The organism is Mycobacterium sp. NGS64, assembly GCF_059812245.1.
On sequence record NZ_JCALCI010000008.1, the window covers coordinates 1 to 13,621 of the forward strand.

The window sequence follows — 13,621 nt, forward strand, 5'->3', positions numbered from 1 at the left end:
GCAGCGTCAAATTCAGCGCCGCATTCAAGGCCGCGTTGATGTCCGCCCCCAAATTGGGCAGCGTGATCGCCGGCAACCCCGGGAACGGCGGCAACGTGAAGCTCGGCAACCCCGGCAGCGTCAAGTTGATCGGCGGCAGCGTCAACGCCCCGGACAACACCGCGTTCAACGCGGCGTTGATGTCCGCACCCAGGTTCGGAATCGTCAGGGCCGGCAGACCCGGCAGCGACGCAAGGAAGTTCGCCGCCAGCGTCTCACCGGTCTGAAGCGCCCCGTTGAGACCCACCCCGAGGTTGCCGGCCAAATTACCCAGTCCGTTAATTCCAGCGGCGAGGTTGGCGGCCAACCCATTCAGGCTGCCGCCCAGGCTGGCCGACAAGGCCGCGTTGAGGTCAAGGCCGAAGTTGGCGTTCAGCAGCGCCTGAAGGGCGGCGTTGGCCTGAGCAATGAGCGGACCACCCATGGCCGACAGGGCAGCGCCAGCATTTTCAAGGGCGACTCCGGCCTGGACGATGGCGTTGCCGGTTTGGACTAGCCCGTTGCCGAGACCCGACAGGAACAGGCCACCGGTCTGGAAAGCGATTCCGCTGAGCCCGGCGCCGAAGAGCGTTTCGACGGTGCCACCAAGCCCGGCTCCCAGGCTGCTGGTCAAGCCGGCCGACAGCGACGCGTTGATCGCGGCACCCAAACCCGAAATCGCGCCACCGATCTCGGCGGCAAAGTTCCCGCCGCCCGAGAGCATCGCGGCGCTGTTGGCAACCTCGGCCGTCGCATATGCGGCCGCCCCACCGCCCAACGTGTTGACGAACGCGTTGTGAAACGCCGCCGCCTGGGCGCTGAGCGCTTGGTACTCCTTACCGAAGTTCCCGAAAAGCGCGGCGATGGCGGCCGATACCTCGTCGCCCGCTGCGGGCGCCAAGCTTGTGGTCGGGGCGATTATCGCCTGGGTGACCTCATCCAGGGACGAGCGAATACCCGCAAGATCTTGGGCTGCCACCTCGACAAGATCGGGAACTGCAACGACGAAAGACATGTTCATCTCCCCACGCGAATGAACGACATATACGTTTGTAAGCCTGAATTATCGAGGCAAGGCGAGCGTAATGGTGTGCCACACAAGCACATTCGAGAATGACTGTTTTCAACAGGGTCTGGCGCGTCTATTTATGGTTATGCGCGACCCGAATGCCCCCGATGTCTGGTCCGAACGAAACTTAGCATACCGTAGGCGCGGCGGTCGCGATACTTAAGGTACAAAGCCCTTGCTATTGAACAATTTTCAGTCCGTTCGCCCCTCCCTCGTCGTTGCATTTGGGCTGCAGCTCACCACGTTTGGCGTGTGCCGAATAAGGAGGTTTCCGGACGGCGACTGTTTTAAACATCGCAACGCGATTTTATCCATTATTGGTATTCGCGTACCGAAAACAAGAGAATGACAAGCCGTTTCCGCGACCGTCCGTCGCGACGTTCGGTTGAACAGGGGCACGCCGAATTGTCCGGTCGAGCGGTAGGGAACCGCCGGACCACCGGCAGGGGCCAGGCGTGCCGCCGCACGTCAAGGTAGACCAAACTGGTATCCGCGTACCGAAAATGCTGGAACGACAGGGGCTTTCCGCCAACACCCGTCCCGGGACCCCGAACTAGAAGGTTGGGAGAGTGATCGAGATCACCGGCGGGGGCGACGCGGGCGCGCCGATCGCCTGGGCGAGCTGTTGCGGTGCGTAATTCACAAGGAAGGGCAGCAGACCGCTGAAGGGCGTGCTGCCGCCCCCGATGCTGACGTTAACGGGGGGCAGAACGGTGTTGCCGAGCAGCGTCACCGTCGCCGTCACGGGGTAGTAGCCGGGCGCGTGAAGTATTCCGTCGAGCGGGAAGTCGGCGACCACCGTGACGTTTGCGATGTTTCCGATGGCGGCCCCGGTGAGACTGGATAGGTTGAGCGCGTAGGGATATGTCGCCTGGCCGTTCAAGAAACCGTTGAGGATGAAGGCGGGTGCATCAACGAGCGCCGCGAATGCCGCGGGGGCGTTCCCAGCCTGGACGGCCATCGCGAACGTCGCCACACTGTAGGCGGCAGCATCGATCGTGGCGGCGGGCGGTCCCATCAGGCTGGCGGCGAACACCATCGGCAGCCCGACGGCGTTGTCCAGCGTCACGTCGGTCGGGACCGTGAGCGACTGCACCACCAGTGATGAAGTGACGCCGGTATTCGTCAGCGTCCCAACGACATTGGCGACGTTCTGGGCGATATGACTGGGTATGGCAGCCACGGACTGGTAGTCGCCGGTCTGCAGTGCCGTCGCAATAGTCTGGCCGTAGCTCATCTGGTTGGCGACGACCTGCCGCAGGAACGGAAATGGATCGGCCAACCAACCGCCCACCAGACTCTGAAGGTTGTTCGCCGTGTTGTAGACGAGCGCTTCGTATGGTCCCGCGATCCCGGTGAAGTAGGGGCCCGAGCTAGCTTGGATGTTCAACAGCCCTGGAAGTAGCGAATTCGCAACGCCGGCCAAGGGATTCGTAGCGCCGGTAAGTGTTGTGGGCAGCGCGGGAAGGGCGCTCGTCAAGAGGGTTCCCAGACTGCTTCCGAGTGAGCCCTGGTTTCCTAGCGGGCCCACGACGCCGCCGAGTGAACCCACGCCGCCCAAGAGCGGCCCGCCCGACGTTCCACCGCCAAGGATTCCGCCCAGCAGGCCGGCGGCGCCGACGCTCTCGGCACCGCCGACCCCTGCCTCCACGGGCGCGGTGACGGCGTTGCCCACAGCCTGTTCGGCGTTGGCGAGCTCGGCGCCCGCATAGGCGGCCGAGCTCGTGTTCATCAGTTTGACGAACTCAGCATGAAACGCTTGGGCCTGGGCGCCAAGCCCTTGAAATTGCTGGCCCACCTTGGCGAACATCGCGCAGACGAGAGCCGATACCTCGTCCGCCGCGGCGGGCTGTATCGCCGTCGTGGGGCCCGCAGCCCACGCCGTCGCGTCGACCACCGAGGCCCGGATACCCGCCAAATCACCGGCCGCCGCCTCAACTGCCTCCGGCACCGCGATCACAAACGACATGCCCTGCCACCTCGATTCATCGGCACGGGCTACCCGGGGAAACGCAAAGTAAACACGAGTTGAATAGCCGATTTGATTCGGCAAACCAAAAATTTGTGTTGACGTCAATAAATTGAGGACGCCCCGCTCCCTGGAGCGAGCGACCAGTGCAGCGTGGCGTCAGCTCAACGCGGCATGGCCGAAACCGGTTCCGCGACAACATGGTCCAAGAGCCGGACGATCCTCTTCCGGTGGCGAGTCATGCGCCGCTGACGCCGCGGAAGCAACCCGCCAAATTCGGGCCGCCGAACATAGACGTGCGTTCGGCATGCGCCGGGAGGCACGTCAATTAGCCGCCGAAGGACGACGCAAGCAGTTGGGGCGCGTAATCCAGCAGGGCGGGAATGATTCCGCCGACGGGCGGGCCGCTGACGCTGATCGAAGTCCCGAGGAGCGACGCCGTCGTCGTAAACGGTTGCACGGGCACGAGGAGCCCGGAGAAGGGGACGTCGGCCGTCAGGCCAGGCGCCAGCAGCACGGGCAGCGTCTGCTCGCCGTTGAGGAAAGCGTTGGCGATGTTGGCGGGGGCGTCGACGAACGCGGTGAACGCCGCCAGTGGGTTGCCCGTGCCAACGGCCTCGAGAAACGCTGCGCCGCTTAGTGATGCCGCGAGGCCGGCGTTGACCGGCGCGCCCAACGCGTCAAAAGCCAGCAACTCCGGCAGTCCCAGGCCGACGGCAAACGATGGCGGATTAATGGACGTCACGGTCAGCGAGACGGGAACGATCAGGTCGCGGAAAAGGTTGGCGGAGCCCAGCGCGAACTGCCCGCCCGTGCTCAGCACGGGCAGCGGGTTGCCGGTCTGCAACGCCCCGAGGAACAGCTGCGGGTTGACGTAGGTGCTCATCGCCTTGAACACGGCGGGCGCAGTGACGGTGGTCCAGGTGTTGCCGATGCCCTGCAGATTGGCGGCCGTATTCGCGGCCAGGCTTTCGTACGGGCCCGCGATTCCGAGCGCGTCGCTAGTCGCGGCGGCCGCGCCTCCCCCGATCAGCCCCTGCACCGGAGCGTTCACTGCGCTCGCCAGGGCCTGCTCCGCGTTGGCTGCTTCCGTGGTGAGGTAAGCCCCCGCGCCGGCGTTCATCAGGTTGACGAACTGGGCGTGAAACGTCTGCGCTTGCGCATTGATGGCTTGATACTCCTGGCCGAAGCTGTCGAACAGCGCCGCGATGGCGCCCGACACCTCATCCTGGGCCGCAGGCACCACCCCGGTCGTCGGGCCGGCGGCGGCGGCGCTCGCCTCGCTGAGCGCTGAGCGGATTCCCGCCAGGTTCTGGGCGGCCGCCTGGACTAATTCCGGCTGCGCAATGACAAACGACATCGCCGTCTCCCATCGGCTCATCAGGAGGATCACCAAATGGTGACCAAGATAAACATGAGGTTAAAGGGACCAGTGTGCGAGCGGAGGAAATTGCGCATTTTCGTGGCATGTGTGGCGTCACGATTTCGCCACGAAAGCGCCCCACCCGAGCCGAGCGGCGCCGATCGAGGGGTGATCGCGAAGTGCGAGTTGCTGGGGCGCGTCGATCAGCAGGCCGGTCCCCCACCGCTTCATACGACGGTCGCCCGACGGCCATCGAGATGATTCTGGGCTTAGTCGCACCCCATTCACCACGCCGAGAAACGGCGGTTTTAGTGCGGCTATACCGCCGAAAGGCCGGCTCGCGACGGCGACGTCAGGGGGTGATGACCGCCGCGAGTTGCGACCTGAAGCTAAGCAGGCCCGGGATGAGGCCACCGATTTGAGTGCCCGGAAGCGGGCCCCCACCCCCGCCGAGCTGAATGGGGCTGAGCGGAGTGAGAAGCCCACCCAAGGGGACCTCGGCCACCGAGTTGAGGGTCAAGAGCGGCTGGCCGGCAACCGTCACCGTGACGGGCAGCGTCGGCAGGCTGATGAACGTCTGTCCATTCAGGAAGCCGTTCGCGATGGCGCCCGGAGCACCAATCAGCGCCGCCGCGGCCCCCAGCGGGTCGCCCGTCTGCACCGCCGTGACAATCGCGAGCGCACTGGAGTTCAGCGCGCTCAGCGCGTTGGCCGGCGCGCCGATCGCGTCTAGCAGGAACTGCAAGGGCAAGCCGAACGTGATGCCGAGGTCCCCTGGGTTAAAGGTCGCCCCGAAGTTGGTGAGTGTCTCAACCACGTTGGTGAAGTTCTGCGCCATCTGCGCGGGGATGGAGCCCGGGGGGAACAGGTTGGCGACGTTCTGCGCCATCTGTCCGGGGATGGCGAGGATCGGTGCGAGGTCTCCCAGCGGGCCGAGCGGGGTGACTGGTAGGAGCGTCGCGGTGGGCGACCCCAGTTGGCTGATGTCGAAGCTGATGGGCTGGAAACCGGGCAGCACGACATTTTCCAAGCCCTGCGCGACGGCGTTCACCGCGCCCTGGATGTCGCCGCCGGCGAGGGCCTGACCGGCCGCCTGGAAGCTGGCGGGCAAGCCGCTCAGCCCGGTGACGAGGTCGGTGCCGGCATTCTGCAGCCCCGTGACGACGGTCTGGGCGTTGCCGATCTGGTTGGTGACCAATTGCTGCAGCAGCGCACCGGGGTTCACCGTCGAAAGGCCCTGGATGCCGGTCTGGATGGCCGCCGGCAAGCTGGCCAGCTCGGCGGGCAGGTTTTGGATGCCGGTCACGATCGACGATCCGATCGTTTGCGCGTAGCCGATCTGGTTGTTGGCGAGCTGGTGCAGGAACGGGAACGGGTTGGCGGTGAAGGTGCTTCCGATCGCCTGCAGGTTCGTGACCGTGTTAGAGACCAGCGCCTGGTACGGCGCCGCCACCGCGGCGCCGAACGAGTTGAGGCCGGTGATCGCCGCGGAGGCACCGCCCGTGGGGAGCGAACCCAGACCGATGGGCGAGCTGGCGATCGCGTTCGAAATCGCTTGCGCGCCAGACTGAATCTCGCCAGCGACGACCTGGGCGGCGTTGGCGGCCTCTGCACTCGCGTAGGCGCCCGCCCCGGCGTTCATCAAGGAGACGAACTGCTGATGAAAGGCCTGCGCCTGGACGGTCAGCGCCTGAAATTCCTGGCCGAAGTTGCCGAACATCGATGCGATCGCGACCGATACCTCGTCCTGGGCGGCCGTGGCGATGCCGGTCGTGGGACCGGCCGCCGACGCCGCGGCCTCCGCAAGCGACGAACGAATACCGGCGAGATCCTGGGCCGCGGTCTGCACCAGGTCCGGCGTTGCGATCACAAACGACATTTCCACTCTCTCCTCGGGCACTAGCTGGATGACCCGTGGTCATCCGATATTCAGTACGAGACCACCGAGGACCCCGCGCCGGCGCGGCGCGAAACCCCACATGAGTCATTCGCTGCCGGTTACCGGCCGGGAACTTACCCAGCAGTAACCCTTGACAGACACGAGCCTAATAAGCCCCCGGCCGCAACGAAAAAGACAATTTGCGTTTTCACAGCTTTCGCTACGGTTGGCGATGTTCTCGGGGTGACGCGCCAAATCCGCAGCTCGAGAGGCCCGCCGGGATGCGACGAAGGGCGGGACGCCGGCCAACTCCGACGCCCCGCCCCTCAACGAATGGGTGACGGCCGATCAGGATGCGGCGATGTCCGCCGCCAGCTGGGCTGGGAAGCTGAGCAGCCCGGGAATCAGCCCACCGATCGGGGTTCCACCTGTGAGTTGGAGCTGCAACGGGAATCCATCCAGATCAACCAAGACCTCGGGGGTAGTGAGCGGAGCGAGGATCCCGCCGAGGGTCAGGTAGGTCGTCGAGGGGAGGGAAAGGCCGAGCAGCGAAACGGTCGCCGGAGGCAACGTCACGACGGTGGTGCCGTTGAGGAAGGCGTTGGCGACGACGGCCGGGGCGTCCAGGAAGGTGGCGGCGAACGCCGACGCGTTCCCGGCCTGCGCCGCGCCGACCAGCGCCGCGCCGGTCGAGTTGAGCGCGCTGAGCGCATTCGCTGGCCCGCCGATCCCGTCCAAGATCAGTTGCAGCGGGATCCCAAAGCTCAGCTCGGCCGTGTTCGAGATGGTCAGCGTTGTCCCCAGGTTGGTGAAGGCGCTGATCAGATTCGTCGCGTGCTGCGCAATTTGCGCGGGAATGGTTCCGGCGGGGAACAGGTTGGCGACGTTCTGCGCCATCTGTCCGGGGATGGCCACGATGGGCGCCAAGTCCCCCAACGGACCTATCGGCACGATATCGGTAACGAGCGTCGATGGATCCGACCCGACCTGAACGCCGTTGAAGCCCGGGAGGAAGGCATTGATGAGGGCTTGGTTGATTGCGCCGTATGCGCCACCGTTGTCCCCGGCGAGGAGGTCCTGGGCGGCCGTCTGGAAGCCCCCCGGCAGTGTTTGGATTCCGGTGACGAGATCATGGGCGGCGCTTTGCAGACCCGTGACGACGGTCTGCCCGTAGCCGATCTGGTTGCTGATCAGCTGCTGTAGCACTGCACCGGGATTGACCGTCGAAAGGCCTTGCAGCGCAGTCTGAATCGTCGCCGGCAAATTGGCCAACGTGGCGGGCAGGTTTTGAATACCGGTCGCGATCGTCTGCCCGTAGAAGATCTGGTTATTGACGAGTTGGTGCAGGAAAGGGAACGGATTGCTCGCCACGGTGTTGCCGATGGCCTGCACGTTGGTGACGGTATTCGAGACCAGCGTCTGGTACGGCGCGGCCACCGCGGCGCCAAACGATCCGATTCCGCTCATCAGCGCGGACGCCCCGCCCGTCGGAAGCGAACCCAAACCAATCGGCGAGCCGGCGATCACTTTCGAAATCGCTTGTGCGCCAGACTGAATCTCCCCGGCGACCCCACCGAGGCTCTGCTCGATCCCGCCGCCCAGCACCGTCTGCGCGGCGTTCTCGGCCTCGGCGCTGGCGTAGGCGCCCGCGCCGGCATTCATCAACGAGACGAACTGCTGATGAAAGGCGTGCGCCTGCGCGCTGACCGCCTGGAATTGCTCGCCGAAGTTGCCGAACATCGATGCGATCGCAAGCGAAACCTCGTCCTGGGCCGCGGTCACGATCCCGGTCGTGGGAGCCGCCGCGGTCGCTGCCGCCTCGACCAGCGACGAACGAATCCCCGCCAAATCCGTGGCCGCGCTTTCGACCAGGTCCGGCGTTGCGATCACAAATGACATATCCACCCTCTCCTCGGCCACTGGACGATGACCAGTGGTCACCCACATGGACACAGCCGAATAAGGCCCCGCGCACGGACGTGCACGAGGCCCCCCTCGACTCTTCTTGCTGTCGCTTACCGAGCAGTAAACTTACCCGCGGGTAAGCAAGACAGACGTGAGTCTAATAAGGCGTCACCTTTTGTCAATACGGGCGCAAGGATTTCCCGAAAATCGTTACGCTTGCGAACCGTTTCGGACGCGGTGCGCCCAACACCGCAGCTCAAGGTAGCCGCACGGCTATCCGAGCGGCGGCGCGCCGATCGCCTGCGCGAGGGTTTCGGGAAGGAAGACCAGCAGGCCCGGCAGGATCCCCCCGAAGGCTGTGCCGCTCAGCGTGATGGATCCTGGCCCGAACGCCGGGATGCTGAGCGAGGCGAACTGCAGGGGCGTGAGAACCCCACCGACCGGGATCGCGGTGATCGTTTCGAAGCCGCCGGGACCGCCGAGCAGGGACGGCAGCGGCAGCGCTGCCTGGCCGTTGAGGAAGCCGTTGGCGATGACGGCGGGGGCATCGATCAGTGCGGCGACCGCCCCCAGCCCATCGCCGGTTTGCACCGCGCCGATGAACGCGCTCGCACTCGATCCGACCGCCTGCAGCGTGGTGATCGGCGGGCCCAGCGCGTCAAGTGCGAGCACCACGGGCAACCCGATGTGCAGGTTGCCGGTGTTGAGATCCAGGGTCTGGGACACATCCGTCAGCGTTGCGAACAAATTGGTCGCATGCTGCGCCACCGTTGCCGGAATCGTCCCGGCCGGAAGCAGATTCGTGAAATTCTGCGCCATCTGCGCGGGGATGCCGAGGATGGGTAGCAGGTCCCCCAACGCGCCGCCGGGCACGATATCAAGGAGCCCGGTGACGGGGTCCACGTTGACGTTGAGGTCCGTGAAGACGGGGGCCAAGAAGGCGCCGCCGACTTGGAGCAGGCCTCCGGTGACGTCCCCGGACATGATGGTTTGAAGACCGGTCTGCAGGTTCGCCGGCAGCGCGGTCAAACCTGCCATGAAATCGTTGTCGGCGTTCTGCAGCGAGGTGGCGATCAACTGGACATAGCCGATTTGTTGGTCCACGACCTGCTGCGCGAGGGACACCGGGTTGATCGACGAGAACGCCGAGATGTTTGCCGGCAAATTGGCCAGCTCGGCGGGCAGGTTCGCCACCGCGCTCTGGAATCCCGTCGCGACGGCCCGGCCATACCCGAGTTGGTTGCTGAGGAACTGGTTCAGGAGCGGCGCGGGGTTCGCGCTGATCACGCTTCCGAGGCTTTGCAAATTGTTCGCCGTGTTCGCGACCAACGCCTGATACGGGGCCGCGACAGTGGCGCCGAAGTCCAGCAGGACTTGCTCGACGTTGGCCGCCTCCGCACTCGCATAGGCGCCAGCCCCAGCGTCCATCATCGAGACGAACTCCGAGTGAAAGGCCTTGGCCTGTGCGCTCATCGCCTGGAATTCCCGCCCGGCATTGCCGAACATCGCGGCGATCGCGACCGACACCTCGTCGCCGGCGGCGGCGGCGATCTCGGTGGTGGGACCCGTCGCGGTCGCGGCGGCCTCGGCCAGCGACGAACCAACACCCGCCAACTGCTGTGCGGCTCCCTGCAGCAGCTCCGGCGCCACGCTCACAAACGACATACCAATCCCCTCGACTGTTTGCCCGATCACCAGTTCTTACTGGCAAGTAAGAACTTTTCGGCGTCGGCCGACGAAGACCATCGGCCAAATGGCGTAGAAAACCGCGCGAGGGGGTCGTAGATCCGGCGGGCGCCGGTCTCAAGCGCGCAGTTCGGCGCCGACCACCTCGGCGGCGCGTCGCACGGCGGCGTCGCGGGCCGAGCTCGCGTCGTCCTCGGTCAGCGTGCGATCCGGTGCCCGGAAGCGCAGTGCGAAGGTCAGGGATTTGCGGTTCTCGCCGATCTGCGGACCGGTGAACACGTCGAACAGCTGCAGGTCTTCGAGCAGTTCGCCGGCCCCCTCGCGAACGGCGTCCGCCACGGCCTGGGCCGGCACGTGCGCCGCCACCACCAGGCTGACGTCCTGGAACACGGCCGGAAACGGCGACACCCGCGGCGCCGGCAGCACGTCGACGATGGGGATCGCGTCGAGGTTCAGCTCCATCGCGCAGGTGCCCTTCGGTAGCGCGGAGCGCTCGATCACCGCGGGGTGCAGCTGGCCCGCATAACCCACGCACGTCTGCCCGACGAGCACCTCGGCGCACCGGCCCGGGTGCCACGGCAGGTGCTGGGCCGCCCGCAAGCGAACGTCAATCCCACTGGCCCGCGCCACGATTCGCACCGCCTCGAACGCGTCCGCGGCTTCCACTCGGCGGCCGGGACCCCAGGGGCCGCGCGGTTCGCGCAGGCCGGCCAGCACCGCGGCGACGTGCTGCGGTTGTCGCGGCAGGGATGCGTCCAGCATCGCGATCTCGGCGTCGGTGGGCCGACGGTCGACCGGGATGAGCTCGACGCCGCGGGTCTCTTCGGTCGGCTGAACAACCTGCGCCAGGGCGAACAGCGCGGCGTCGACGATGCCGCGAGATACGTTGCGCCCCAAGGCTTCCAACAGCGCCGGCAGCAGCGTGGTGGCCAGCGCCGGGCGGTCGGCTTCCAGCGGGTTGAGCACATGCGTGGTCGCGCGCCGCGGGTCGTCGGCGGGCAGGCCCCACAGGTCGAAGATGCCGGCGGGCAAGAACGGCGTCGGCAGAATCTCCACGTAACCGGATTGAGCCAGCGACTTGCCGATCGCGCGGCGCCGCTTCTGGGCCGCGGTGAGGCCCCGCCCTGCCGGGGCCGCCGGCAGCACCGACGGGATGACTTCCAGCCCCTCCAGCCGCATGACCTCCTCGACGAGGTCGGCGGGCTGCAACAGGTCGGGGCGCCAACTCGGCGGCGTCACGATCAGGGTGTCGTCGTTTTCGGCCACCACCGCGCCGATCTGGGTGAGGCGCCGGGCCGTCGTGCCCGGGGCGTAGGCCACCCCGGCTATGCGGTCCGGCAGGTCGACGCTGATCCGGATCCGTGGGAGCGACCAGTCCTCGCGCGGCGGATCGCCCCGCCAATCGGTCAGCGTCGGCGACACCACACCCCCGGCGATCTCGGCGAGCAGCGCGGCGCACCGGTCCAGGGCGGCGACCGAGATGGCCGGGTCGACGGAGCGCTCGTAGCGGCGGGCCGCCTCGCTGGGCAGGTGGAGCCGTCGCTGGGTGCGCGACACGCCCGCCGGGTCCCACACGGCCGCCTCCAGCAGCACGTCGGTGGAGTCGTCGCGCACCTCGGTGGTGGCCGCGCCCATGACGCCGCCGATCGCCGCGGTCGCCTGGTCATCGACGATGAGAACGTCGGCCGGATCGAGCCGCCGCTCGATGTCGTCCAGCGTGACGACGGTCTCGCCGGGCCGCGCGAACCGCACCGCGAGGCCCCCGGTGATGCGATTGCGGTCGTGCGCGTGCATGGGGTGGCCGAGCTCGAGCATCACGTAGTTGGTGACGTCCACCGCGGGCGACGTCGCGCGGATGCCGGCCAGCAGCAGCCGGCGCTGCAGCCACCACGGCGACACGGCGGTCGGGTCGATCCCGGTGACCGGGCGCAGCGCGAACCGGCGCACGCCCGTCTCGGGGTCCACCGTGAGCGGCCACGCCTCCCCCTCGGCCGGCAGCGGTTTGATGTCGGCCGGGTCGACGAAGTTGAGGTCGTAGGCGCACGCGATCTCGCGCGCCACGCCCCGCACCGACATGCAGTAGCCGCGATCGGGAGTGATCGCCAGGTGGAAAACGACGTCGTCGAGGCCGAGCACGTCGGCGCCCGAGTCGCCCGGCGCGGCGGTTTCGGGTGGCAGCACCAGGATCCCGGAATGGTCTGCGCCCATGCCGAGTTCGGCGGCCGAGCAGATCATGCCGTCGGAGCTGCGGCCGTAGGTCTTGCGGGCGGTGATGGCAAAGCCGCCGGGCAGCGTGGTGCCGGGCAACGCCACCACCACCAGATCGCCGACCGTAAAGTTGGTTGCCCCGCAGACGATCTCGCGTGGCTTGTCCTCGCCGACGTCCACCAGGCAGGCGCGGATGGGCTTCTTGAATTCGGTGAGCTCTTCGATGGAGGTGACGCGCCCGACGGTCAGCGGGCCGTCGACCGGGCCGAGGGTGACGACCTCTTCGACCTCGTGGCCGATGCGCACCAGGGTCTGCTCGATGTCGCCGGGGGTCGCGTCCCAGCCCGGGGCGCCGGCCGTCACGACCTCGCGGAGCCAGCTCAAGGGGACGCGCATCAGGCACCCACGCCGAACGGCAGCGAAAACCGGACGTCGCCCTCGACCATGTCGCGCATGTCCGGGATCCCGTTGCGGAATTGCAGGGTGCGTTCCAGGCCCATGCCGAAGGCGAAGCCGGAGTAGACGTCGGGGTCAATTCCGGCGGCGCGCAACACGTTTGGATGCACCATTCCGCAGCCGCCCCACTCCACCCAGTCCGCGCCGCCCTTCTTGTTGGCGAACCACACGTCGAACTCGGCGGACGGTTCGGTGAACGGGAAGAAGTGCGGCCGGATGCGGGTGCGCGCAGTCGGCCCGAACTCGGCGCGCGCGAACGCGTCCAGCGTCCCACGCAAGTGCGCCATCGACAGGCCGCGGTCCACGGCCAGGCCCTCGACCTGGTGGAAGACGGGCGTGTGGGTGGCGTCGAGTTCGTCGGTGCGGAACGTGCGGCCGATCGAAACGATGTAGACGGGCAGCTCGCGTTCCAAGAGCGTGCGGACCTGGACCGGCGACGTGTGGGTGCGCAGCAGCTGGCGGGAATCCTCGGGCGCGACGTAGAAGGTGTCCTGTTCGCTGCGGGCGGGGTGGTCGGCCGGGAAATTCAGGGCGTCGAAGTTGAACTGCTCGGTTTCGACCTCGGGTCCCTCGGCCAGCTCCCATCCCATCGCGATGAAGGTGTCGGCGATGTGTTCGGCCAAGATCGTGATCGGGTGCCGGGCACCCGGTGGCTGTCGGGTCGACGGCAACGTGACGTCGATGCCCTCGGCGACCAGGACCGCGGCGTCGCGCTCGGCGCGCAGTTCCGCCAGCCGTTCGTCGTAGCTGGTTTGGACCTCGGCGCGTGCGGCGTTAATTTGTTTGCCGTACTCGGCGCGCTCAGCTTTCGGGAGGTTGCCCAGCGCCTGTCGCGCCAGCGCCAGTGGCGAGCGGTCCCCCAGGTGCTCGGTCTTGACCCGCGCCAGCGCGTCCAGATCGTCGGCGCCCGCGATGGCCCGGCGGGCGGCCGAGACCGCCTCGGCCAACGCTTCCGGCGACAGGTCGACGGGTTGATCGCCCACGCGGCGGCACTCTCCTTGCTGACGAGGCTGTTGAACGCGCCGGCATGCGCCCAGCGCAAGTGCCGATCATAGGTGATTCGGTGCG

8 protein-coding genes are annotated in these 13,621 nt (G+C 66.9%); all 8 read right to left on the reverse strand.

Annotated elements, in window-relative coordinates:
• The coding region (locus tag AC5Y4S_RS25030) for a PE family protein (RefSeq protein ID WP_500035280.1) at window positions 1–1,033 on the reverse strand (1,033 nt) is incomplete at its 3' end.
• 607 nt (window positions 1,034–1,640) lie between these two features.
• A complete protein-coding gene (locus AC5Y4S_RS25035; RefSeq protein ID WP_500035281.1) occupies window positions 1,641–3,056 on the reverse strand; it encodes a PE family protein in 1,416 nt (471 codons plus the stop codon).
• A 328-nt stretch (window positions 3,057–3,384) separates the two neighbouring features.
• Window positions 3,385–4,416 (reverse strand): PE family protein, encoded by a 1,032-nt coding sequence (locus AC5Y4S_RS25040; protein ID WP_500035282.1) that lies wholly within the window; start codon window positions 4,414–4,416, stop codon window positions 3,385–3,387.
• Window positions 4,417–4,771: 355 nt separating this feature from the next.
• Window positions 4,772–6,298 (reverse strand): PE family protein, encoded by a 1,527-nt coding sequence (locus tag AC5Y4S_RS25045; RefSeq protein ID WP_500035283.1) that lies wholly within the window; start codon window positions 6,296–6,298, stop codon window positions 4,772–4,774.
• A 348-nt stretch (window positions 6,299–6,646) separates the two neighbouring features.
• Window positions 6,647–8,197, reverse strand: coding sequence for a PE family protein (locus AC5Y4S_RS25050; RefSeq protein WP_500035284.1), 1,551 nt, complete (start codon window positions 8,195–8,197; stop codon window positions 6,647–6,649).
• A gap of 279 nt (window positions 8,198–8,476) precedes the next feature.
• Complete coding sequence (locus AC5Y4S_RS25055; RefSeq protein WP_500035285.1) at window positions 8,477–9,868, reverse strand: PE family protein; 1,392 nt, start codon at window positions 9,866–9,868, stop codon at window positions 8,477–8,479.
• Between the two features lie 138 nt (window positions 9,869–10,006).
• On the reverse strand, window positions 10,007–12,493 hold the full coding sequence (pheT, locus tag AC5Y4S_RS25060; RefSeq protein ID WP_500035286.1) for a phenylalanine--tRNA ligase subunit beta: 2,487 nt from the start codon (window positions 12,491–12,493) through the stop codon (window positions 10,007–10,009).
• Window positions 12,493–13,536, reverse strand: coding sequence for a phenylalanine--tRNA ligase subunit alpha (gene pheS / locus AC5Y4S_RS25065; protein ID WP_500035287.1), 1,044 nt, complete (start codon window positions 13,534–13,536; stop codon window positions 12,493–12,495). Before pheS ends, pheT begins: the two co-directional genes overlap by 1 nt.
• Between the last annotated feature and the right edge of the window lie 85 nt (window positions 13,537–13,621).